The sequence below is a fragment of the Streptosporangium sp. NPDC050148 genome, from assembly GCF_055586505.1.
In genome coordinates, this window is the sequence record NZ_JBVJIA010000040.1 from 47,750 (window position 1) to 70,641 (window position 22,892).

At 72.4% G+C, this 22,892-nt stretch carries 19 protein-coding genes; 15 read left to right on the top strand and 4 right to left on the bottom strand.

All coding sequences use genetic code 11. From position 1 onward, the window contains the following. The first annotated feature begins 119 nt into the window (after window positions 1–119). The 6 genes from ACZ6RT_RS32305 (at window position 120) to ACZ6RT_RS32330 (ending at window position 7,574) form a co-directional block, all read left to right on the top strand. Window positions 120–1,097: a carbohydrate ABC transporter permease gene (locus ACZ6RT_RS32305; protein WP_344908149.1), complete on the top strand. Its 978-nt coding sequence runs from the start codon at window positions 120–122 to the stop codon at window positions 1,095–1,097. Beyond that, complete coding sequence (locus ACZ6RT_RS32310) at window positions 1,094–1,996, top strand: carbohydrate ABC transporter permease (protein ID WP_470157620.1); 903 nt, start codon at window positions 1,094–1,096, stop codon at window positions 1,994–1,996. The genes ACZ6RT_RS32305 and ACZ6RT_RS32310 overlap by 4 nt, the downstream gene beginning before the upstream one ends. Continuing rightward, entirely contained in the window at window positions 1,993–3,417 is a 1,425-nt protein-coding gene (locus tag ACZ6RT_RS32315) for a GH1 family beta-glucosidase (protein ID WP_470157622.1), read from the top strand. The genes ACZ6RT_RS32310 and ACZ6RT_RS32315 overlap by 4 nt, the downstream gene beginning before the upstream one ends. A gap of 35 nt (window positions 3,418–3,452) precedes the next feature. Then, window positions 3,453–4,460, top strand: a complete 1,008-nt coding sequence (locus tag ACZ6RT_RS32320; RefSeq protein WP_344908137.1) for a LacI family DNA-binding transcriptional regulator — start codon at window positions 3,453–3,455, stop codon at window positions 4,458–4,460. Between the two features lie 500 nt (window positions 4,461–4,960). Continuing rightward, on the top strand, window positions 4,961–6,178 hold the full coding sequence (locus ACZ6RT_RS32325) for an FAD-dependent oxidoreductase (protein WP_470157625.1): 1,218 nt from the start codon (window positions 4,961–4,963) through the stop codon (window positions 6,176–6,178). A gap of 64 nt (window positions 6,179–6,242) precedes the next feature. Beyond that, on the top strand, window positions 6,243–7,574 hold the full coding sequence (locus tag ACZ6RT_RS32330; protein WP_399189411.1) for a class II 3-deoxy-7-phosphoheptulonate synthase: 1,332 nt from the start codon (window positions 6,243–6,245) through the stop codon (window positions 7,572–7,574). Window positions 7,575–7,735: 161 nt separating this feature from the next. Here ACZ6RT_RS32330 and trxA read toward each other — a convergent pair whose 3' ends face one another. After that, window positions 7,736–8,107 carry a thioredoxin gene (trxA, locus tag ACZ6RT_RS32335; RefSeq protein WP_399189413.1) on the bottom strand — a complete coding sequence of 124 codons (372 nt, stop codon included), beginning with the start codon at window positions 8,105–8,107 and terminating at the stop codon, window positions 7,736–7,738. 278 nt (window positions 8,108–8,385) lie between these two features. Between trxA and ACZ6RT_RS32340 the strand changes: the two genes are divergently transcribed. Beyond that, window positions 8,386–9,066: an L-2-amino-thiazoline-4-carboxylic acid hydrolase gene (locus tag ACZ6RT_RS32340; RefSeq protein WP_470157628.1), complete on the top strand. Its 681-nt coding sequence runs from the start codon at window positions 8,386–8,388 to the stop codon at window positions 9,064–9,066. A gap of 163 nt (window positions 9,067–9,229) precedes the next feature. Here the strand turns inward: ACZ6RT_RS32340 and ACZ6RT_RS32345 are convergent, their stop codons facing one another. Continuing rightward, on the bottom strand, window positions 9,230–11,605 hold the full coding sequence (locus ACZ6RT_RS32345; protein ID WP_470157629.1) for an ExeM/NucH family extracellular endonuclease: 2,376 nt from the start codon (window positions 11,603–11,605) through the stop codon (window positions 9,230–9,232). Between the two features lie 163 nt (window positions 11,606–11,768). Here ACZ6RT_RS32345 and ACZ6RT_RS32350 point away from each other — a divergent pair, with 163 nt between their 5' ends. The 3 genes from ACZ6RT_RS32350 to ACZ6RT_RS32360 all read left to right on the top strand — a co-directional run bounded on the left by ACZ6RT_RS32350 (window position 11,769) and on the right by ACZ6RT_RS32360 (window position 15,206). Next, window positions 11,769–12,887 (top strand): pentapeptide repeat-containing protein, encoded by a 1,119-nt coding sequence (locus tag ACZ6RT_RS32350; protein ID WP_470157630.1) that lies wholly within the window; start codon window positions 11,769–11,771, stop codon window positions 12,885–12,887. A gap of 26 nt (window positions 12,888–12,913) precedes the next feature. Next, window positions 12,914–13,630, top strand: coding sequence for a permease prefix domain 1-containing protein (locus ACZ6RT_RS32355; RefSeq protein ID WP_399189421.1), 717 nt, complete (start codon window positions 12,914–12,916; stop codon window positions 13,628–13,630). A gap of 175 nt (window positions 13,631–13,805) precedes the next feature. Continuing rightward, window positions 13,806–15,206, top strand: a complete 1,401-nt coding sequence (locus ACZ6RT_RS32360; RefSeq protein WP_470157632.1) for a family 43 glycosylhydrolase — start codon at window positions 13,806–13,808, stop codon at window positions 15,204–15,206. 104 nt (window positions 15,207–15,310) lie between these two features. On the opposite strand, the gene ACZ6RT_RS32365 is transcribed toward ACZ6RT_RS32360, so the two are convergent. Then, entirely contained in the window at window positions 15,311–16,075 is a 765-nt protein-coding gene (locus ACZ6RT_RS32365; protein ID WP_470157634.1) for an SDR family NAD(P)-dependent oxidoreductase, read from the bottom strand. Between the two features lie 68 nt (window positions 16,076–16,143). Here ACZ6RT_RS32365 and ACZ6RT_RS32370 point away from each other — a divergent pair, with 68 nt between their 5' ends. Then, window positions 16,144–16,836: a TetR/AcrR family transcriptional regulator gene (locus ACZ6RT_RS32370; RefSeq protein ID WP_470157635.1), complete on the top strand. Its 693-nt coding sequence runs from the start codon at window positions 16,144–16,146 to the stop codon at window positions 16,834–16,836. Between the two features lie 4 nt (window positions 16,837–16,840). On the opposite strand, the gene ACZ6RT_RS32375 is transcribed toward ACZ6RT_RS32370, so the two are convergent. Beyond that, a complete protein-coding gene (locus tag ACZ6RT_RS32375) occupies window positions 16,841–17,170 on the bottom strand; it encodes a PadR family transcriptional regulator (protein WP_399189429.1) in 330 nt (109 codons plus the stop codon). 166 nt (window positions 17,171–17,336) lie between these two features. On the opposite strand from ACZ6RT_RS32375, the gene ACZ6RT_RS32380 reads away from it, so the two are divergent. From ACZ6RT_RS32380 to cydC, 4 genes are read left to right on the top strand one after another with little or no spacing between them, the layout of a single operon-like run. Next, on the top strand, window positions 17,337–18,521 hold the full coding sequence (locus tag ACZ6RT_RS32380; protein ID WP_470157637.1) for a cytochrome ubiquinol oxidase subunit I: 1,185 nt from the start codon (window positions 17,337–17,339) through the stop codon (window positions 18,519–18,521). An 11-nt stretch (window positions 18,522–18,532) separates the two neighbouring features. Continuing rightward, window positions 18,533–19,300: a cytochrome d ubiquinol oxidase subunit II gene (locus ACZ6RT_RS32385; RefSeq protein ID WP_470157638.1), complete on the top strand. Its 768-nt coding sequence runs from the start codon at window positions 18,533–18,535 to the stop codon at window positions 19,298–19,300. Window positions 19,301–19,317: 17 nt separating this feature from the next. After that, window positions 19,318–21,099 carry a thiol reductant ABC exporter subunit CydD gene (gene cydD / locus ACZ6RT_RS32390; protein WP_470157639.1) on the top strand — a complete coding sequence of 594 codons (1,782 nt, stop codon included), beginning with the start codon at window positions 19,318–19,320 and terminating at the stop codon, window positions 21,097–21,099. After that, window positions 21,096–22,799 carry a thiol reductant ABC exporter subunit CydC gene (gene cydC / locus ACZ6RT_RS32395; RefSeq protein WP_470157641.1) on the top strand — a complete coding sequence of 568 codons (1,704 nt, stop codon included), beginning with the start codon at window positions 21,096–21,098 and terminating at the stop codon, window positions 22,797–22,799. The genes cydD and cydC overlap by 4 nt, the downstream gene beginning before the upstream one ends. The last annotated feature ends 93 nt before the right edge of the window (window positions 22,800–22,892 follow it).

The following is a 22,892-nucleotide window of genomic DNA, read 5'->3' on the forward strand; positions in this document are numbered from 1 at the left end:
CATACCCCCCCCCCCCCCGCCCGCCGGCCCCCCCCCCCCCCCCCCCCCCCCCCCCCCCCCCCGCCCCCCCCCCCCCCCCCCCGGGCCGGTCGTCTGCCCCCGCTGAAAGGCTTTGACCGATGACACTGCACGTCGACTCCCCGGCCGCCCCGCCCCGGCCCGGCCCCGAGCGGCCGACGGGGCACCGCGGGCCGCGGCGCGGCAGCGGGTGGGCCCGGTTCGACCTCCGGGCGACCCCGTACTTCCTCGTCTCCCCCTACTTCCTGCTCTTCGCCGTCTTCGGCATCTTCCCCCTCGTCTACACCCTCTGGGTCTCGTTGCACGAGTGGGAGCTGGCCGGTGACAAGACCTTCGTCGGTGTCGAGAACTACATCGAGCTGATCACCGACGCCGCGTTCTGGAACGCGGTGATCAACACCCTCGGCATGTTCGTGATGTCGACGGTCCCGCAGCTCGTCCTGGCGCTGCTGCTGGCCAACGCGCTCAACAAGCGCATCCGGGGCCGGCTCTTCTTCCGCCTCGGCGTGCTGCTGCCGCTGATCACCTCCGTCGTCGCCGTCGCCGTCGTCTTCACCCAGCTCTACGGGCGCGACTACGGCATGATCAACTGGTTCCTGAGCCTCTTCGACGTCGAGGCGATCAACTGGCAGAACCAGAAGTGGTCCTCGTGGATCGCGATCTCCACGATGATCGACTGGCGCTGGACCGGCTACAACGCGATCATCCTGCTGGCCGCCATGCAGACGATCCCCAAGGACCTCTACGAGGCCGCCTCCATCGACGGCGCCTCGGCCAGGCGGCAGTTCTGGCAGATCACCTTCCCGATGCTGCGCCCCACGATCATCTTCGTGGTGTTCATCTCCACCATCGGTGGTCTGACGCTCTTCACCGAGCCGGTCATGTTCGACGGCAACCCGACGATGAGCGGTGGTGCCACCGGCCAGTACCAGACCGTGGCGATGTTCATCGTCAAGGAGGCGTTCCGTGACTTCGACTTCGGCTACGCCGCGGCCGCCTCGTGGCTGCTGTTCGCGCTGATCCTGCTCGGAACGCTCATCAACTACTCCTTCACCCGCCGTATCGGGGGATCCAAGTGACGGCCACCCAGCTCCAGCGCCCCCCGGCGCCCCCCAGGCGGCGGTCCTCGGGCGCGTCGGCCGCGCCGAACCGCATCTGGGACGCCGGTCCCATGACGAAGGTCGTGCTGGCCCTCGCCCTCCTGCTCTCGGCGTTCCCGATCTACTACATGTTCATCATGGCCACCCGGACCAACGAGGAGGCCATCGACGTCCCGCCGCCGCTGCTGCCCGGCGGCCACCTCGGTGAGAACATCCAGCGGCTGCTGTCCACCGAGGACGCCTACTTCATGACCGGCCTGATCAACTCGGCCATCGTCTCGGTCACCGTGACGGTCTCGGTCGTGCTGATCTCCACCCTGGCCGGCTTCGCCTTCGCCAAGCTCCGCTTCCGGGGCAGCAAGATCCTGCTGGGCCTGATCCTGGTGACGATGATGGTCCCGCTCCAGCAGATGGGCATCGTGCCGCTGTACGAGCTCATGGTCACCCTCGGCTGGACCGGCCAGCTCAAGGCCGTCATCCTGCCCTTCCTGGTCAACGGCTTCGGCGTCTTCATGATGACCCAGTACGCCACCCAGGCGGTGCCGGACGAGCTGGTCGAGGCGGCCCGCGTCGACGGCGCCTCCACCATGCGCATCTACGCGAACGTCATCCTCCCGGCGCTCCGCCCCGGGATGGCGGTACTGGCCCTGCTGGTCTTCATGCAGACCTGGAACGAGTTCATGTGGCCCCTGATCGTCCTCAACCCGGACAACCCCGTGGTCCAGACCTCGATCGCCGCGCTCAACCAGGCGCACGGAACCGACTACGTGATGCTCTTCACCGGCACCGCGGCGTCCGTCCTGCCCCTGTTCATCGTTTTCATCGCGTTCGGCCGCCAGATCGTCGGCGGACTCATGGAAGGTGCGGTCAAGGCGTGACCACGCAAGAGACGCGTATCAAGACCCCGGATCTGATCTTTCCCACCGACTTCGTCTGGGGCGCGGCCACCTCCGCCTACCAGATCGAGGGCGCCGTCACCCAGGACGGGCGGGGAACGTCCATCTGGGACACCTTCGTCAAGCAGCCGGGGCGGGTGGTGAACGGCGAGCACGCCGACGTCGCCATCGACCACTACAACCGCTACCGGGACGACGTGCGGCTGATGGCCGAGCTCGGCCTCGGCGCCTACCGGTTCTCCATCTCCTGGCCCCGCATCCAGCCCGACGGGCGCGGCCCCGTCAACCCCGGGGGCATCGACTTCTACAGCCGCCTGGTGGACGAGCTGCTGTCCCGGGGCGTCGACCCCTGGGTGACGCTCTACCACTGGGACCTGCCCCAGGCGCTCGAGGACGAGGGCGGCTGGCCCTCTCGCGAGACGTCGAAGCGCTTCGCCGACTACGCCGCGGCCGTGCACGACGCGCTGGGCGACCGGGTCCGCAACTGGAGCACGGTCAACGAGCCCTGGTGCTCGGCGTTCCTCGGGTACGCCTCGGGCGAGCACGCCCCCGGGCGGCGCGAGCCCGACAAGGCCGTGCAGGCCGCCCACCACCTGCTGCTCGCGCACGGCCTGGCCGCCCAGGCGCTGCGCGCGCAGCGCGCGGACAGCGTGATCGGCGGCTGCGTCAACCTGTACGCGATCTCCCCGCAGACCACCTCCGAGGCCGACCAGGACGCCGCCCGGCGCATCGACGGGCTGCAGAACCGCTTCTTCCTCGACGCCCTGCTCAAGGGCGAGTACCCCGACGACGTGCTGGAGGACCTGGGCCGGCCGGCCGGGCTCGTCCAGGACGGCGACATGGAGATCATCTCGACGCCGCTGGACAAGCTGCTGATCAACTACTACAGCCGCTTCACCATCTCGGGCACCCCCGGCGGGGCGGCCTCGGCCGCGGCCGCGCCGACCGACACCGGGTCGCCCTGGGTCGGCAGCGAGCACGTGTCGTTCGTCGGGGGCGGCCGGCCGGTGACCGCCATGGGCTGGGAGATCGACCACTCTGGCCTGCTGGAGATCCTGCAGCGGCTGGCCTCCGACTACCCGCGCATCCCGCTGGTCATCTCCGAGAACGGCGCGGCCTTCGACGACGTGATGGAGGACGACGGCTCGGTCCGCGACCACGACCGGGTGAGCTACATCGAGTCCCACCTGCGCACCTGCCACGCCGCGATCGAGGCCGGGATCCCGCTGGAGGGCTACTTCGCCTGGTCGCTCATGGACAACTTCGAGTGGGCCTGGGGCTACGGCAAGCGCTTCGGTCTGGTACACGTCGACTACGAGACCCAGGCGAGAGTTCCCAAAGAGAGCGCTCTCTGGTATGCCGGAACCATCAGGCGTGGTGGCCTGAGCGGTCCTGCAGAATAAGGAGTCGGCGAATTCAGCACTGGGGGATCCAACACATGAACGGCGACCGTCGTCCGACGCTCGAGGCGGTCGCGGCTCTGGCCGGTGTCGGCCGGGGCACGGTGTCGCGGGTCATCAACGGCTCACCCAAGGTGAGCGAGAAGGCCCGCGGCGCCGTGCTGCACGCCATCGAGGAGCTGGGCTACGTGCCCAACCGGGCGGCGCGGGCCCTGGTGACCAGGCGCACCGACACCGTGGCGCTGGTCGTCTCGGAGTCCGAACTTCGCGTCTTCGACGAACCGTACTTCGCCGGGACCATCCGTGGCATCGGCTCGGCCCTGTCCGAGACCGGTCTGCAACTGATCCTCGCGATGGCCCAGTCGGTGCAGGATCACGAGCGTCTGGAGCACTACCTGACCGGCCAGCACGTCGACGGGGTGCTGCTGATCTCCCTGCACGGCGCGGACCCGCTGCCGGGGCGGCTCGAGGCGATGGGCGTGCCGACCGTGATCGGCGGCAGGCCCGTCGGCCTGACCCCCTACAGCTACGTCGACGTGGACAACCGGGCCGGGGCCAGGCAGGCGGTCAAGTACCTGCTGGCCAAGGGCCGCCGCAGGATCGCCACCATCGCCGGGCCGCAGGACATGGGCGTGGGCGTCGACCGGCTCGCCGGTTACCGCGACGCGCTGCTCGCCACCGGCGTGCGCGAGACGGTGGCCTACGGGGACTTCAGCGAGGAGAGCGGCATGGAGGCCATGCGCTCCCTGCTGATCGCCAACCCCGACCTGGACGCCGTGTTCACCGCCTCGGACCCGATGGCGCTGGGCGCGATGCGGGTCCTGCGCGAGGAGGGCAGGACGATCCCCGACGACGTCGCGGTGATCGGCTTCGACGACTCCCCCGCCGGAGCGCACTCCTCCCCCGCCCTGACCACGGTGCACCAGCCCACCGAGTCGATGGGACGGCAGATGGCGCACCTGCTCGTCGCCCGGATCAACGGCGAGCACCTGGAGCAGCCCGTGGTGATACTGGACACCCACCTGATCGAGCGCTCCTCCGCCTGATCCACCCGGTCCGCCCACCTCCGTGGGATCGACCCGATCCGCCCGATCCGCCCGATCCGCTCCACGCACCCGACCTGCCCGCTCCACGCACACGACCTGCTCGACCCGCCCGGCGCGTCCCGGAGTGCCGCCGGGCGGGGCCCCGCCTCCCCTTCCGAGGCCCTCACGCGCCCCTCACGCGCCCCTCACGCGCCCCTCACGCGGCCGGAGCCCGTAGGCCCGGAGCCCGTAGGCTCGGATCCCGTGGTCCGGAAGCCCGCACCCGGAAGCCCGCCCTGGCGCCGTCCCCCGACCCCCGGCCCGCCCGCCCCGTGACCGCGGCCGGCGCGGCCGTGACCCGCGACCGGACCCCTCGTGGCCGTGACCCATGCCGGCCCCCGTCCCGAGCCCGTACGGCGGACCTCGACGCCGGACGCCCGGAACGCTCCCGCCCGGAACGATGAATCGAACCGCTTTCCCCGGGCCGCGTTCTGTGTCATTATTTCACCGGGTGATGAATTATGAGACGGAACACATGCGTGATCGTCGGGGGCGGCCCGGCGGGGGCCATGCTCGCACTGCTGCTGGCCCGCGCCGGCGTCGAGGTGACGCTCCTGGAGAAGCACGGGGACTTCCTGCGCGACTTCAGGGGCGACACCATCCATCCCTCGACCCTCCAGATCATCGACGAGCTGGGCCTGGCCGAGGAGTTCCACCGGATACCGCACCGCAAGGCGTACCGGCTGGAGATCGTGACCGACGAGGCCACGGTGCGGGTCACCGACCTGACCGGGCTGAAGGGCGCCTACCGCTACATCGCCTTCGTCCCGCAGTGGGACTTCCTCGACCTGCTGACCCGGGCGGCCGGGCGGTACCCGACCTTCCGCCTGGTGATGAACGCCGAGGTGCACGGGGTGATCCGCGAGGGCGGGGCGGTACGCGGGGTGCGCTACCGCGACCCCTCGGGCGAGCACGAGCTGCGCGCGACCCTCACCGTGGCCGCCGACGGCCGCCGCTCCGACGTGCGCCGGGCCGCGGGGCTCGTCCCGGTGGAGCAGGGGGCCCCGATGGACGTGGTCTGGTTCCGGCTGCCGCGCGAGCCGTCCGACCCGGACTCGACGTTCCTGCGGGTCTCCGCCCGCGGCCTGATGGTCTCGATCAACCGCGAGACCTACTGGCAGCTCGCCTACGTGATCCCCAAGGGGGGCTTCGACGCCCTGCGCTCGAAGGGGATCGAGGCGCTGCGCGACCCGGTCGCCGCGCTCCTGCCCTTCCTGAAGGACCGGATCGGGCTGGTGACCGGGTTCGAGGAGGTCAGCGTGCTGTCGGTGGCCCTCAACCGGCTGCGCCGCTGGCACCGTCCTGGGCTGCTGGTGATCGGCGACGCCGCGCACGCCATGTCACCGGTCTTCGGGGTCGGCATCAACCTGGCCGTGCAGGACGCGGTCGCCGCCGCCAACCTGCTGGCCGGGCCGCTCGCGGCCGGGGCCGCCGTCCCCGAGGCGCTGCTCGCCCGCCTCCAGCGGAGGCGCACCCCTCCGACCGTGCTGACCCAGCTCGCCCAGCGGCTCGTCCAGGACCGGCTGATCCGACCGGCCCTGACCGGCCGGGGCCTTCGGGTGCCCCTGCCGCGGAATCTTTCCGACTTTCCGGTCATAGGCCGTCTGACCAGGCGTTTCATCGGCCTGGGACTGCTTCCGGAGCACGTCAGGAGCCCCGGGGGATCTCACCAGGTATAAAGACGTTCTCACTACGTGGACAATCGGGTCAGTCCTCCCGGCCGGTTGCAATAGCCTGGTCATCGTGAGCATCAACCTCGATTCCTGGCGGCGGCTGACTGCGGCGCAGCAGCCCGAGTGGCCCGACCGCGGCGAGCTGGACAAGGTCGTCAACGAGCTGAAAGGGCTTCCGCCCCTCGTCTTCGCCGGTGAGTGCGACAACCTCAAGGCGGATCTGGCGGCCGTGACGCGGGGCGAGGCCTTCGTCCTGCAGGGCGGAGACTGCGCCGAGACCTTCGCCGGCGCCACCGCCGACGACGTGCGCAACAAGCTCAAGACGCTGCTCCAGATGGCGATCGTGCTCACCTATGCGGCGAAGGTGCCGGTGGTGAAGATCGGCCGCATGGCCGGCCAGTACGCCAAGCCCCGCTCCAAGAACACGGAGACGCGCGAGGGCGTCGAGCTGCCCGCCTACCGGGGCGACATGGTCAACGGCTTCGACTTCACCCCCGAGGCCCGCATCCCGGACCCGTGGCGGCTGCTGCGCGCCTACCACTCCTCCGCGGTGACGCTCAACCTCGTCCGCGCCTTCACCAAGGGCGGCTACGCCGACCTGCGCCAGGTGCACGCCTGGAACCAGGACTTCGTGATCGAGTCCCCGGCCGGCAAGCGCTACGAGCAGCTCGCCCGCGAGATCGACCAGGCGCTCGCCTTCATGCGCGCCTGCGGGGCCGAGCCCGAGGAGTTCCACACCGTGGAGTTCTACTCCTCGCACGAGGCGCTGATCCTCGACTACGACCGGGCGCTCACCCGGATCGACTCGCGGACCGGCCAGCCGTACGACGTCTCGGCGCACATGGTCTGGATCGGCGAGCGCACCCGTCAGCTCGACGGCGCGCACGTGGAGTTCTTCGCCGGCATCCGCAACCCGATCGGCGTCAAGCTCGGCCCGACGACCAGCGCGGAGGACGCCCTCGCGCTGATCCAGAAGCTCAACCCGGAGAACGAGGCCGGCCGGCTGACCTTCATCACCCGGATGGGCGCGGCCAAGATCCGCGATCACCTGCCCGAGCTGGTGGAGAAGGTCACCGCGAGCGGCGCCCAGGTGGCGTGGATCTGCGACCCCATGCACGGCAACACCTTCGAGGCGCCCAGCGGCCACAAGACCCGCCGCCTGGACGACGTCCTGAACGAGGTGGCGGGCTTCTTCGAGGTGCACCGGGCGCTCGGCACCCACCCGGGCGGCGTTCACATCGAGTTCACCGGCGACGACGTCACCGAGTGCGTGGGCGGCGGCGCCGAGATCGTCGAGGACGACCTGGTCCGCCGTTACGAGACCGCCTGCGACCCGCGCCTCAACCGCGGCCAGTCGCTGGACCTGGCCTTCCGGGTGGCCGAGCTCTACCGCTCGGTCTGACCGTCCCCGGCCTGGTTTTCCGGGACCGGGCAGCCTTCCGGACCCGCGAGGGCCGGGTTCGCGAGGACCGGGCCCGTGAGAGGGCCCGGCCCGGCACCGGCGTCCCCCGGACGCACGAAGGCCCCGCGCCATCCGGCCGCGGGGCTCTTTCGTCGGTGGGGTCAGCCCTTCTGGGCATCGAGCTCGCCGGCGAGCTCGGCGCGGATCGCGTCCATGTCGAGGGCGCGGACCTGGCCGATGAGGTCCTCCAGGGCGGGCTCGGGAAGCGCGCCCGGCTGGGCGAAGACCACGATGCCGTCACGGATCGCCATGATCGTCGGGATCGACGTGATCTCGAACCCCTGCGCGAGGGCCTGCTCGGCCTCGGTGTCGATCTTGCCGAACTTGATGTCGGTGTGCTTCGCCGAGGACTTCTCGAAAATCGGCCCGAAGGTGCGGCACGGTCCGCACCAGGACGCCCAGAAGTCCAGCAGGACGATCCCCTCGTCGGCGATGTCGTTGAAGTTCTTCTCGGTTACCTCGATGGTGGCCACCGGTGGCTCCTCCTGTCGCTCACGTCTGTATGGCTGGCATAACCACTTCCCTCCTCCTCGCATTCCATCCCGTCCCCACCGGTCACCCGGGGAACGCCGCCGGATGGACATGATCGTCGGGGGCGTGCCAGACTGGCGGCGACACATCAACACAGCTGTCAGCGCCTGGTCGGTCGGTGGAGCGCGCTGGCGTGCTCGCTCGTCGCGAGCACGGCCGGTCATGTCTCCGCACGGGATCACGGTCGTGTACGCGTCGGGCCGTACACGAAAGGATCACCATGTCCACCGACCAGTTCGGGCTCGCCGAGGGCGGCTACGTCCCCGATCCCGACCGCGACACGACGCTGCTCCTCGAGGCGTTCCACGATCGCCTCGCCGCGATCCTGCGGGAGCACGGCCTTCCCGGCGAGCTCACGACCGCCGTACGGGAGCGCCAGGGCGAGCTCGAGGAGGCGAACCGGCTCCTGATCGTCGACGAGCCCTCCCGGTACAACCTGCGCATGACCCTGGCCCTGGTGGCCGCCTACGAGGTCCTGCTGCCCCGGCTGGGGCGGGAGACGGCCGTCGCCGCCGTGCGCACGTCGTTCGTCGAACCGCTCGGCGACACCATGAAGGAGGGCACCCGGGCGATGCTGGACGACGCGCCGGACGCCTTCCGGGCCATGGTGGAGCTGAGCAGGTCACGCGAGGAGTACGCGTTCGGGAAGGGGTTCGTCTTCGACCGGCCGGTCGACGACGACGAGCGCTACCACCTCGACGTACACCGGTGCTTCTACCACGACGTCCTGGTCGCCAACTCGGCGCCGGAACTGACCCCGGTCATGTGCGCGTTCGACGCCAACTGGATCGAGGCCATCGTGCCCGGCAGGCACGGCTTCCGGTTCGACCGCCGCACCACCATCGGAACGGGCGGCACGCACTGCCCCTTCCATTTCAGCCGGACCCGCAGGACGGGCTGACGCCCTCGCGGCCCCCGTCCTGCGGGGGCCGCCGACGCGTTCGCCACAGGGCGTCGCGTTCACCGTGAGGCGCCGCGTTCGTCCTGAGGCGTCGCGCCCGCCCTGACGGAGACCGCCAGGGGACGTCCCCTGGCGGTCTCGTGCCGGTGCCTCGCGCCCGGGATCAGCGCCGGGCGCCCGGCAGGGTGAGTCCGATGACCACCGGGTCGTGGTCGGAGGAGCGGAACGCGTCGGGCCGGTACAGGCCCGGCGGGTTGAACTCGGTGTTGTAGTCGAGGATCCGGCTCTCGTCCGCGTTGATGTGCCAGATCGTCGCGCTGGTCACCCGCCTGAGCAGGTCCCTGCCCACCAGGGCGTGGTCCAGCTCGCCGACCAGGCCGTCGAAGAGGTAGCTGTAGCGCAGCGGGGCCGGGACGAACCTCTTGGTCACGCTGGTCAGGCCGGCCTTCTCCAGGGTGTCGATCGGGTCCTCCTCGCCGTAGGCGTTGAGGTCGCCGAGCACCAGCGGGTTGGTCAGCCTCAGGGAGTCGATCAGACCGAGCGTGGCCTGCGCCTGGCGGACGCGCTCGCCGTTGTAGCAGCTCTGCCCGTCGCCCTGGTCGGCGTCGGGGCCCACGGCCGCCTCGTCGCAGCCCTTGGACTTGAAGTGGTTGACCAGCACGGTGAAGGACTCGCCGCCCTGGACCCTGCGGAAGGCCTGGATCAGCGGGGGCCGGCGGAAGACCGGGTCGGTGGAGGAGCGCGCGGCCCCCACCGGCTGCACCCTGCCCGGCTTGTAGATCGCCGTCACGTGGATCAGGTCGGTGCCCGGGTAGGGGTGGGTGACGGCCGCGTAGGTGCCCGCGCCGACCTCGGCGTTGAGCGCGTCGACCAGGGCCTGCACCGCGGTCTGGCCGTTGTTCTGGACCTCCATGAGGCCGACGACGTCGGCGTTCATGCCCTTGAGGGCGGCGACCAGCTTGGTGAGCTGGCGCTGCTGCTCGGCGGCGTTGCTCGCGCCGCGCGAGCCGAGGGTGGTGAACCAGTTGAGCGTGTTGAAGCTGGCCACCCTGACGTTGCCGATGACGGGGAACGGGGCGGGCAGGCGCGGGTTGAGCCGCAGGAACCTGATCGGCTTGGTGGGTTGGAGGCGGTACTTGCCGAAGCCGTACCCCATCACGCCGGTGACGCCGAGCGTGGTGTCGCCCAGGCGGACGGTGCGCGGGTCGGTGTAGGGGATGGACGGCGGGTTCTCCACGCCGGAGCCGTCGTCCACGAGCAAGGTGCGCCGCGCGTTCGCGGCGGCGTCGACGCCCGGCCGGTCGGTCGGCTGGAACACCCGCCCCTCGGAGGCGACGGTGATCTCGCCGTAGCGGCCCAGGTTGTAGTGGTCGCTGAGGCTGAGCGGCTCGGGGAAGGTGACGAGCATGTTCTCGACGGGCTCGAAGGTCACCCCCTGGGGACGGGGCAGGCTCTGCCTGGCGGGCCTGACGGTTCCGGTGCCGCAGACGTCCACCGCGGTGACCGGCGACAGCTCGGTCCAGCCGTTGAACTCCACGGCCCGGCCGGTGACCAGGACCCGGTCGCCGACCTTGACGTCCTTGAAGGAGCTGCGGGCGAAGGCGAACAGGCCCTCGGAGGTGGCCGGGTCGGCGTCCGGAGTCGGGTCCTGCAGGAAGAAGCCGCTGAGCTGGGTGCTCTCCTGGAAGTCGGCGGTCACGACGCCCTCGACGCGGACCGTCTGCCCGGCCAGCGGGCTCGCGTCGCCGCTCCCCTGCACCTGGGCGATCTGGTGGGTGGCCGGGGTCTCGCACGGCTCCCCGGTCGGCGTCGGGGTCGGCGTGGGGGTCGGGGTGGGCTCGACCGTGGGGGTGGGCGTGGGGGTGGGCTCGACGGCGCCGCAGGGGGCGGCGGCAACGGCCCGGTTGCGCGGCGCCGGGGCCGCGGCCTCCACGTCGGCGCCGTTGTCGTCGGTGTCGGCGCAGCCGTGGTCCCTGCGCAGTCCCGCCAGGGTGGCCGAGAGCGCCGGGGCGGGGGTGCCCTCGAAGTAGGTGGCGGTGCCGTATCCCACCAGGTCGGCGATGAGCGCCGCCTGCTCGGGCGCGCAGGGGGCCGAGCCGCCGTTGCACGCCAGTCCCTCGGCCGAGCGGACCAGGGCGACCTTGCCCGCGGAGCCGCTCAGGTTGATCGTCCCGGTGCCGTCCGGCGCGGGCAGCGGGGAGCCGTTGGCGCCTCCGGCCAGCTGGACCAGGTGGTAGCGGCCGGGGTCGAGGGTGCCCGTCAGGGGGACGACCGGGTTGGCGCCGAAGTTCCCGGTGCCGGTGGCACTGGCGTACTGGACGGACCAGCCGTCCAGTACGACCGGCGCGGCGCTGCGGTTGAACAGTTCGACGTAGTCGTTGGCGAACGGCGCTCCGGCGTTGCCGCCACCGCCGTAGACCTGGCCGATGACGACGGTGCCCGGCGCCGCGAGGGCCGGGGCTGAGGTGAGGGCCGCGACGCCGGTGGCGGTGACGCCGACGGCCGCGAGGGCGGCGAACGCCCGGGATAAAGCACGCATGACCCGGAGCGTAGAGCCCGGTGGATCAAACGACACTTACTTATACCTGGATAGGAGGTGAAATCATGGGATATTGACACTTCATGTCTATCCGGGTCCGCCAGATATGGCTTTCCTTGACCTGGAAATCACTCCCCGGGGCGTCCGCGGGTATCAACCTCCCATGAGAGCCCTGGACGTGGAGTGGGTCACCTGCGCGGCCTCCCCCGAGTGCGCCGGCTCGGCACGGCGCCCCTACGGGCGCTGCCTGGCCCACCTGGACGCCGCCGAGCTCGACGAGGTCGTGGGCGGCCTGTCCCCCGGCTCCGCGATCGACCTGCGGGCCACCGTCGTCGGCGCGCGCCTGCTGGAACGGATCGTCGCGGCGACCCGGGGCCGGCCGGGGCGCTCCCGGTTCGACTGGGCGACCTTCCCGGAGGGCGCGCGCCTCGGCGAGCTCGTGTTCGGCGGGGACGCCTCGTTCGACCACGCCCGTTTCCGGCACCTCGCCTCGTTCTTCGGCGCCCGCTTCGCCGGGAACGTCTCCTTCCGGGAGGCGAGCTTCGACAGGGAGCTGTCCCTGCACAGGGTCACCGTCGCCGGGCACGCGACCTTCGACCGGATGCGCGTCGGCGGGGACGCGCTGTTCGGCGGGACCCTCTTCGGCCGGGCCGCCTCCTTCGAGAACGCCGACCTGCAGGGGTTCGTCACCTTCGACGGGGCCGCCTTCACCGGGGACGCGAACCTGCGGGGCTGCCGGTTCCGCCGTACGGTCTCGCTGCGCAGGACGCGTTTCGGCGGCCTGGCCGGGTTCTGCGGGGCGCGTTTCTCCGCGGGCGCCCACCTGGCGCCGGTCTCCGTCGGCCGCCGGCTGACCCTCGCCGGGGCGTGGGCGGGCAGGGACCTCGCCGTGACCGTGAGCCGGTGCCCGGCGGACCTGAGGGGCCTGGAGGTGTGCGGGCGGCTGACCGTGCGGCTCGAGGGGGCCGAGGCCGACCTGGAGGGGGCCGTCCTGCGCGGCCCGGCCACGGTCCGGGGCCGGGCGGGCGCCCGGCTGGTCTCGCTGCGCGACCTGGACGCCGAGGAGCTGGAGCTGGCCGACCTCGACCTGAGCGCCTGCGTCCTGGCCGGGCTCCGCCACCCCGAGGCGCTCCGGCTGAGCGGCTGTGTCCTCCCGCCGGCCGGGCACGGCCGGAGGCGTCGAGGATTCGGGGTCTTCTCAGGGTGGTCCCGGATGCGTCCCCGTGGGGGCGAGGCCAGGATGGAGCGGACGGGGGGCCGGGACGAAGATCGGTTCCCCTGAACGCGGAACGGGCGAGCGGAGAGCACATGGCGGGCACCGGGGTCATCGACGACTACGTGACCGGGCTGGACCGTGCCCTGCGGGGTCCCAGGAGCCTGAGGCTCGACATGCTCGCCGAGGCCCGCGACAGCCTGCTCGACGCCGCCGAGGCGATGGAGGACGCCGGGCTGGAGCGTGAGGCGGCCGAGCAGGCCGCCGTCGAGGAGTTCGGGCCGATCCGCGAGATCGCGCCGGACTACCAGGAGCGGCTGTCGGTGGTGGCCGGCCGCAGGCTGGCCGCGATGCTGTTCATCGGCGTACCGCTCACCACGATCATGTGGAGCGTGATCTGGGCGGTCTTCCCCACCACCGAATCGGTGCACGAGAGCGCGCCCGGCTGGTTCGTCCCGGTCGCCCGCGCCGTGGACGTCCTGCAGCTGTTCATCGGCCTGGTCGGCGGTGTCGCGCTGCTCGCCCTGGGGCGTGGCCTGCGCAGGATCGGCCGGCCCCGGCCGGTCATCCGGTTCCTGGCCCTGTTCGTCTGGGGCGTGTTCCCGGTGATAGTCGTGATGTGCGGGGCCCTGATGCTGGGCTCCCGGGGCCCGCAGGGCCCGTTCGGCTTCGGCGACTACCCGCCCGGACAGGTCGCCTCGCTGGTGAGCTACGTGGCCTGGATCGCGCAGCTGTACGGCGCCCTGCGCTGCCTGAGCACCACCCGGCACGTCCCCGCCGGCCCCGTCCCGGCCGTCGCCTGCCGGGCCTGACGGCCTTGACCGATCGGATGCCGGCGCACACACTGATGTGACGCCGACCGGCCCGCCACCCCGGCAGGATCGCGGATGGTGCGGCCCCGTACGCCGGCGTTTCCCGAGCCCCTCACGGCGGCTCCCCGCTCACGGATGTTAACGCAAACATCTCAGTGCCCGGAAAGAGGCCCGCATGACGATCGGCAGACGGGCGGCCGGGACGGCCGCGCTCGTGCTCGCGAGTTCCGTCCTGGTTGCGACGGCCGCTCCGGCGTCCGCCGCGACGCTGCCGACCGGCGCCCGGTCGCTGGAGGCGGTCAACTACTCCGGCCACTACGTCCGGCACACCGGCGGGCTCGGCCGCCTCGACCCGGTGGCCTCCACCGGCCCGGCCCAGACCCGGCTGGAGGCCACGTTCACCGTGGTCAACGGCCTGGCCTCGCCGTCCTGCCACTCCTTCCAGACCAGGGACGGCCTGTTCCTGCGGCACCACGACTGGCGGTTGCGCGTCGACGCCAACACCGGTGACGCGACCTTCCGCGCCGACGCCACGTTCTGCGCCGTGGACGGGTCGGTCGCCGGCTCGGTCTCCCTGACCTCCTACAACTATCCGAACCGGCGCATCAGGCACCGCGACTTCGGGCTCTGGCTGGACACCCACCAGGACACCGCGGCCTTCCGCGCGGACAGCTCGTTCAGGATCACCGCGCCGCTGGCGCCCAGGACGAACCGCAACCCGGTGATCCCCGGCCTGTTCGCCGACCCGCACGTCATCACCGCGGGCGGCCGCTACCACCTGTACGCGACGACCGACGGCTACGCGGGCTGGGGCGGCACCTACCACAAGGCGTTCTCCTCGGCCGACCTGGTGAACTGGACCGACCACGGCGTCGTCCTGGACCACGGCCCGGACGTGTCGTGGGCCGACGACTCCGCCTGGGCCCCGGCGGTCGCGGCCGCGAACGGCCGGTACTACATGTACTTCAGCGGCGGCGCGGCGTCGGGGAACACCGCCAAGCAGCTCGGGGTCGCGGTGTCCGACTCGCCCACGGGCCCGTTCCGGGACGCGCTCGGCCGCCCGCTCATCGCCGCCGGCCGGTACTCCGGCCAGGCGATCGACCCGATGGTCTTCACCGACGACGACGGCCGCTCCTACCTGTACTGGGGTCAGGGCGCCGCCCGCGTCGTGCCGTTGAACGCCGACATGACCTCCTTCGATCCCGCGCAGGTGCGCGTGATCACCCCGGCGGGTTACAACGAGGCGCCGTTCGTGTTCAAGCGCAACGGGACCTACTACCTCATGTGGTCGGAGAACGACACCCGGAGCGAGGACTACCGGGTGGCGTACGCCACGGGCACCAGCCCGCTGGGGCCGTGGACCAAGCGTGGCGTCGTGCTGCAGAAGCGGCTTGAAGCCGGGATCAAGGGCACCGGGCACCACTCGGTCGTCCGGGCGCCCGGCACCGACACCTGGTACGTCGCCTACCACCGGTTCGCCGTGCCTGCGGGCAACGGCACCAACCGGGAGGTCGCCGTCGACCGGATGGAGTTCGGCGCGGACGGCACGATCCGCCCGATCACGCCCACCCTCTGAGCCGTCCCGCCGATCATGAGGGCCTCTCCCCGATCGACGGTCACCGGCGGTCCGTCCGCCCGTCGGCGGTGCGCACGGTCACCGGTGGTCCGCGCGGCCGGCGATCAGACGCGCGGGCCGAGGAACAGGCCGCCGCTCGCGTCGACGACCTGGCCGGTGATCCAGCGCGCGGCGTCGGAGGCGAGGAAGGCGACCACGTCGGCGACGTCGTCGGGCCCGCCCAGGCGGCCGAGCGCCGTGGTGCCGGCGATGAGCTCGGCCAGGCCCGGGGCGTCGAAGACCGGCCCGTTGGCCTCCGTCCGGGTGGCGCCGGGAGCGACCGCGTTCACCGTGATCCCGCGGGCCCCGAGCTGGTTGGCCAGGGTCAGGCTCATCGTCTCGACCGCGCCCTTCGTCATGGCGAAGGACGTCTGGGCGGGATTGGCCATCCGGGTCGCCACGGACGAGATCGTGACGATGCGGCCACCGTCGCGAAGCAGCGGCAGCGCCCGCTGGACGATGAAGTACGGCGCCCGCACGTTCACCGCGAAGAGACGGTCGAACTCCGCCCGGGTCGTGACCCCGAGCGGGCCGGCGGGCGGCGCAGCGGCGTTGTTGACGAGGATGTCGAGCGGCCGCCCGGCCAGGCCGGCCTCGACCCTCGCGAAGAGCGTCTCGACGTCGCCGTCCACGCCCAGCTCCGCCCCGACGGCGAACGCGGTCCCACCGGCGCGCCGGATCTCGTCGACCGTCGCCGTCGCGCCCTCCTCGTCCGTGTCGAAGTGCGCGGCGACCACCGCCCCCTTCGCCGCCAGCCGGGTCGCGATCGCCCGTCCGATGCCGCGCGACGCCCCGGTCACCAGGGCCGTCCTGCCGGTCATCTCACCCATGTCGCCCACCTCGATCCGTGAGTGACTACCAATCTGGTAGTCACTACCATTGTGGTAGTGTCTATCACATGTCCGATCGGCACTCAACGCTGCGCACGCAACGACGGGTCCAGACCCAGCGCGCGATCCAGGCGCACGCGGTACGGCTGTTCACCGAGCGCGGGTACGACGCCACGACCGTGACCGACGTCGCCGAGGCCGCGGGCGTGTCGCCCATGACCGTTTACCGGCACTTCCCCACGAAGGAGGACCTCGTCCTCGTCGACCAGAACGGCAGGCTCGTCGCCGAGCGGATCGTCGCGTCCGCGGGCACGCGGCCCCTGGTCCGCCGCATCGGCCGCGCGCTCGTCGACTCGGCCGCGGCGCTGACCGGCGACGGCGGCGGGGACGACCCGACGGCGGGCAGGCGGTTCCTGCTCGCCCGCCTCCGGCTCATGATCTCGACACCGGCCCTGCGGGCCCGGCACCTGGACAACCACTACGCCCTTCAGCAGGCGATCGTCGACGCCCTCGGGGACGAGGCCGCCGATCCCGACGCGGCGTTCCGCGCCCGGGTGGCGGCCGGCGCCTGCTTGGCCGCCCTGCACACGGCGCTGGTGCACTGGGCCGAGGACGACGGGCGGACCGAGCTCCCCGGCGTGATCACGAAGGCGCTCGCCGCCGCCTTCGGCGACGACATGGCCGAGCCCGCCGAGCCCTTCGGCGAGGTCGGCACCCCGGGGGCCGGCCGCGGGCCCGCCGGGGACACGGGACGCCGATAGGGCGTCAGCGGGCGGTACGGGGCTCCAGGACGCTGCCGATGGCCCCGGTGAACTCGCGCCAGGCCGAGCGTTCCCCGGCCAGGGCGGTGCGGCCCGCGGAGGTCAGCCGGTAGGTGCGCCGCTTGCGCCCGCCCACGGTGGCCCACTCGCCGGTCAGGTATCCCGCCTGCTCCAGCCGCCGCAGCGCCGGGTAGACGGTGCCGGTCGGCACGTTCAGCGCGCCCCCGCTCCGCGCCTGGAGCGCCTCGATGATCGCGTAACCGTGCAGCGGCTCCTGCTCCAGCACGGAGAGCAGCAGGGCGTCCATGTGGCCGCGGAGCGCGTCGGCGTTCATACGAGCCCCTCTTCCCACCGGCCGGCCCGCGGGCCGTCGTTCCCACCGGTTCGCGCGCTTCGATCACTCACCTGATCAGCCTACCTCTCGTATAGACACTCTACATGTAGCTCGCCTACATGTAGAGTGTCTATACGTAGGCAGACATGACATTGGAGGTGAGATCGTGGACGTGCTCGACCTGGCCCGGACGCAGTTCGCCGTGACGGGGAGTCTTCACTTCCTGTTCGTCGTCCTGACGCTGGGCCTGGCCCCCCTGATCGCGATCATGCACACCCGCTACGCCGTCACCGGCAGGCCCGACCACGAGCGCGCGACCCGTTTCTGGGGTCAGCTCTACGTGATCAACTACGCGCTCGGCATCTTCACCGGGCTGGTGATGGAGTTCCAGTTCGGCCTGAACTGGAGCGGCCTCTCGCACTACGCGGGAGACGTCTTCGGGGCGCCGCTCGCGATCGAGACGCTCGGCGCCTTCTTCCTGGAGTCCACCTTCCTGGGCCTGTGGATCTTCGGCTGGCACCGGTTGCCCACCTGGCTGCACGTGGGGTGCATCTGGGTGGTGACGCTGACCGCCTACGCCTCCGCCCTGTGGATCATGATGGCCAACTCGTTCCTGCAGAACCCGGCCGGTGCCGTGCTGCGGGACGGGCACCTGGTGCTGACCGACCCCGGCGCGCTGCTCACCAACCCGGCCCTGACCATGGCGCTGCCGCACGTGCTGGGCGCGGGCCTGTGGGCCGGCGGCTTCGTGATCATGGGGGCCAGCGCGTACCAGCTGTTCCGGCGGACCTCCGAGCGGGAGTTCTTCACCGGATCGCTCCGCACCGGCGTGGTCGTCGCGCTGGTCGGCTCGCTGATCACGGTCGGTTTCGGGTACGCCCAGTTCGGCGCGATCTCGGTTTTCCAGCCGGGCAAGTTCGACGACGGAGGGGTCGCCGGGCTGGGCCTGGGACTCATGATCCTCATCGGCCAGCCGCTCCAGCTCGTCATCCTGTTCGTGCTGACGCCGCTGGTGTACTGGCTGCCCCGCTGGCGCTGGATGCAGCCCGTGCTGATGGCGATCACCCCGCTGCCCTTCGCCGCGGCGATCCTCGGCTGGCTGGCCCGTGAGAACGGCCGGCAGCCCTGGATGATCAACGGCAGGCTGACCGTGGCCGACGCCATGTCCCCGGGGCTCACCCCCGCCATGGTGATCGGCTCGTTCGTCGCCTTCACCGGCGTGCTCCTCCTGCTCGCGATCGTCGACTACGTGCTGATCGCCCGTACCGTCCGGCGCGGACCCGCCGCCGTCACCCTGGGCGAACCGGCCCCGGCCGACCCCCACGAGCGCGCGCACGCGCTCAGCCACTAGGAGGAGAGACCGTGGACATCCTCTGGCTCTGTGTCTTCGCCGTCCTGCTGGTCGGCTACTTCGCCCTCGAGGGCCCCGACATCGGGGCGGGCATGCTGCTCCTCTTCCTCGGGAGGACCCCGCGGGACCGGGACGAGATCGTCGCCGCCATGGCGCCGTTCGTGCTGGCGGGCGAGGTCTGGCTGGTCGCCGTGGCGGGCGTGCTGTTCGGCGCCTTCCCCGCGGCCGAGGGGGAGGTGCTGTTCGGCCTGTACCCGCTGGTGGTCTCCCTTCTGGTGTCGTGGATCGTCCGCGACGCCGGGCTCTGGTTCCGGCGCCGCGCCGACGGGAGCGCGTGGCGCGAGGGCTGGACCGCGGCCGTCTGCGCGGGCTCCTGGGGGCTCGCCCTGAGCTGGGGCATGGCCCTGGTCGCGATGGCCCGCGGCCTGGACGAACCGGTGATCGCCCTGCCCGGCCTGGCGGGCGGGCTGGTGCTGGCCGCCCTGCTCGCCTTCCACGGCTGGACGTTCCTGTCCTGGCGGCTGCCGGGCCGGATGACCGGTGCCCGGCGGGGCGGGTGGGCGCTGCTGGCCTCCGGTGCCGCCGCCGCCGCGCCCGCCGCGGTGCTGCTGGCCGCGTTCGCCCCCTGGCTGCTGGAGCGTACGGCGTCGGCCGGGGCGCTGGGTGTGTTGAGTGTCATCATCCTGCCCTTCGCACCGGTCATGGTGGGTGCGCAAGTATGGACATGGCGGACGTTCGGTCCCCGACGGGCCGCCGATCGGGTTCCGTCGTTCTTCTGAGATCTTCTAAGGTCGACATGCACAAGGATCTGGTACGGCTGGCCGTGGGCGAGCGGGCGGTCCGTCTCCATCTGGTGGTCTGCCTGGCCGCCGCCGTCCTGGCCGGGCTGCTCGTCCTGGTCCAGGCCGAACTGCTGGCCGGGGTGCTGTCCGGGCGGTTCACGACCTCCGCCCTGATCCTGCTGGCGGTCGTCGTCGGCGTCCGGGCGCTGCTCGCCCTGACGCAGGGCGCCGCCGCAGGACGGATGGCCACGGGCGTGAAGTCGGCCCTGCGGCACCGCCTGCTGGCGCGGCTGCAGGAGCTCGGCCCGGTGCGGCCGGCCTCCCAGCGGTCGGGAGAGCTGGTGACGCTGACCGGCCGCGGCCTGGACGCCCTCGACCCCTACCTGTCGGGGTACCTGCCCGCGGTGGCGGTCGCGGGCGTCGTGCCGGTGGCGGTGCTCGTCCGGCTGTTCGCCGCGGACCTGCCCAGCGCACTGATCGTGCTGGTCACGCTGCCGCTCATCCCGATCTTCGGGGCGCTGGTCGGGATGCACACCAGGGCCGTGACCGAGCGGCAGTGGAGGGCCCTGTCCCGGCTGGGCGGGCACTTCCTGGACGTGGTCCGCGGCCTTCCCACGCTGCGCGCCTTCGGCAGGGCCCGCTACCAGGCCGAGGTGATCCAGCGGGTCTCCGAGGCCCACCGGAGCGCGACGATGCGCACGCTCCGGGTCGCGTTCCTGTCCTCGTTGGTGCTGGAGCTGGCCGCGTCGCTCTCCCTGGCCCTGGTCGCCGTCCCGGTGGGCCTGCGGTTGCTGTCCGGCTCGCTGGACCTGTCGACCGCGTTGCTGGTCCTTTTGCTGGCGCCGGAGGCGTACCTGCCGCTGCGCACCATGGGCGGCCGGTTCCACGCCGCCATGGAGGGGGTCGCCGCCGCCGACGAGGCGTTCGCCGTCCTGGACGGCCCGGCGACGCCGGGACGTCGGACGGAGACGGGACGCAGGACGGAGCCGGGACGTCGGACCGGGCCGGAGAGGGGCACGGCCCCGGAGATCCGGCTGGAGCACGTCACGGTGCGTTACCCGGACCGGCCGGAGGCGGCCCTGGAGGACGTCTCGCTGGTGATCGCGCCCGGTGAGCGGGTGGCGCTGGTGGGCGAGAGCGGCGCGGGCAAGAGCACCCTGCTGCACCTGCTGCTCGGCTTCGTCACCCCGTCCGAGGGGCGGGTGCTGGTGGACGGCGCCGAGATCGGCGACCAGGACTCCTGGCGCGCCCGGCTGGCCTTCGTCCCCCAGCGGCCCCACCTGTTCGCCGCCTCGGTGGCCGAGAACATCGCGCTCGGCGCCCCGGCCGTGACGATCGACGAGGTCAGGGCCGCCGCTCGGGCCGCCCAGGTCGACGGGTTCGTCACGGCGCTTCCGGAGGGCTACGACACCGTGGTCGGCGAGCGGGGGGCGAACCTCTCGGCCGGGCAGCGGCAGCGGGTGGCCCTCGCCCGCGCGTTCTGCCGCCCCGAGGCCGGGCTGCTCCTGCTGGACGAGCCGACCGCGCGGCTGGACGGCCGCAGCGAGAGCGCGGTCGTGAGCGCGACCCGTGACCTGGCCGAGGGCCGGACCGCCGTGATCGTCGCCCACCGGCCCGCGATGATCGAGCTGGCCGACCGGGTGATCCGCATCGCCGACGGCCGGGTGGTCGCCACCGAGAGCCCCGCCATCGAGAGCCCCACCGTCGAGGGCCCCGCGGCCGGAGGACGGGCCGCCCGGGAACCGGTGGACGGCAGACCCCCGGCCGGGACGCGCGGGGGGAGGTCCTCGTCATGATCGATCTCATCCGGACCGCGACGGGCCGGGGCGGGCGGTCCCTTCTGGCCGCGGCGGCGGGAGCGGCGGCCGAGCTGGCCGGGCTGGGCCTGATCGGGTCGGCGGCGTGGCTGATCACCAGGGCCGCCGAGCAGCCCCCGCTGGCGGCGCTGAGCGTGGCGATCGTCGGGGTCAGGGCGTTCGCCACCACCCGGGGCGTCTTCCGGTACGGCGAGCGGCTGGCCGGGCACGACGTGGCGCTACGGGCCCAGGCCACGACCAGGGAGCGGCTCTACCGGGCGCTCATCCCCGCGGGATCGGCGGACCGCCGGGGCGCCGACCTGCTCAGCCGGATGGTCGACGACACCGACGCCGTACAGGACCTGCTCGTACGATGCCTGCTTCCGGCCGCCGCGGCGCTGGTCACCGGTGTGGCCGCGGTGACGATCGGGTTCTTCCTGCTCCCGGCCGCCGCGCTGGTGCTGCTGGCCGGGCTGCTGGTGGCCGGGGCGCTGATCCCGGCGGGCACGGCCGCCGCCGCGCGGCGCTGGTCGGCGCGGATCGCCCCGGCGCGGGCCGACCTGGCCGCCCGGGTCGCCGATCTGGTGCACGGCGCGCCCGACCTGGCCGCCTACGGGGCCGAGGGACGGGCCCTGGCCGCCGCCGGCGAGGCCGACGCCCGGCTGGCCGGGCTGGAGCGCCGGCAGGCGCGGGCGAACGCCGTGGCCTCGGCCCTCGGCGTGCTCGTCCAGGGCCTGACCGTGGCCGCGATCGTGCTGACCGCCCAGGGCGCGGGGGCGGGTTCCGTGGTCACCGCGGTCCTCGCGCTGACCGCGCTGGTCTCCTTCGAGCCGGTGCTGCCGATGGCGGCGGCCGGGGAGCGGCTGAGCGGGGTGCTCGCCGCCCTGCGCCGGTTGCGGGAGGTCGGCACGGCGCCGGTCGCGGTGGCCGAGCCGGACGTTCCGGCCGAGGTGCCCCCCGGGCCGGTGACCGTCGAGGTGAGGGACCTGGTGGTCCGGCACGAGGGCGGTCGGGCCCCGGCCCTGAACGGGGTCGGCCTGACCCTCACCCCCGGCAGGCGGGTCGCCCTGGTCGGCCCCAGCGGCGCCGGCAAGAGCACCCTGCTGTCCGCCCTGATGCGCCTGGTCGAACCCGAGTCGGGCACGATCCGGGTGAACGGGGTGGACGTCCGCGAGCTGTCCGGCGACGACGTCCAGCGGGTGATGACCGGCCTGACCCAGGACCCGTACGTGTTCCAGACGTCGGTGCGCGACAACCTGCGGCTGGCGGGCCCGGAGGCGGACGAGGCCGAGCTGGCCGAGGCCGTACGGCGGGCCCGCCTGGACCGGTGGGTGGAGCGGACCGGCTGGGACACCGTGCTCGGCGAGGACGGGCGGACGCTCTCCGGGGGCCAGCTCCAGCGCCTGGCACTGGCCAGGGCACTGCTGCACGATCCTCCCGTGCTGCTGCTGGACGAGCCGGCCGAGGCCCTGGACGAGACGACGGCGGACGCGCTCATGGCCGACCTGCTGGACGCCACCCACGGCCGTACGACGCTGCTGGTCACCCACCGGCTGCGCGGGCTGGAGTCGATGGACGAGATCGTCGTGCTGGAGAACGGGTCGGTGGTGCAGCGGGGCACGCACGAGGAGCTGGTCTCCTCCCCCGGCTACTACCGCGACCTGTGGCGGTCGGAGGCGCTGACCGCCGGGAGGCGCTGACCGCCGCTACGGCGGGGGGGGGGGGGGGGGGGGGGGGGGGGGGGGGAGCAAGCAACGAAGAAACGGCAGCAGGTGCAGCCCCGCTCTTGCTTT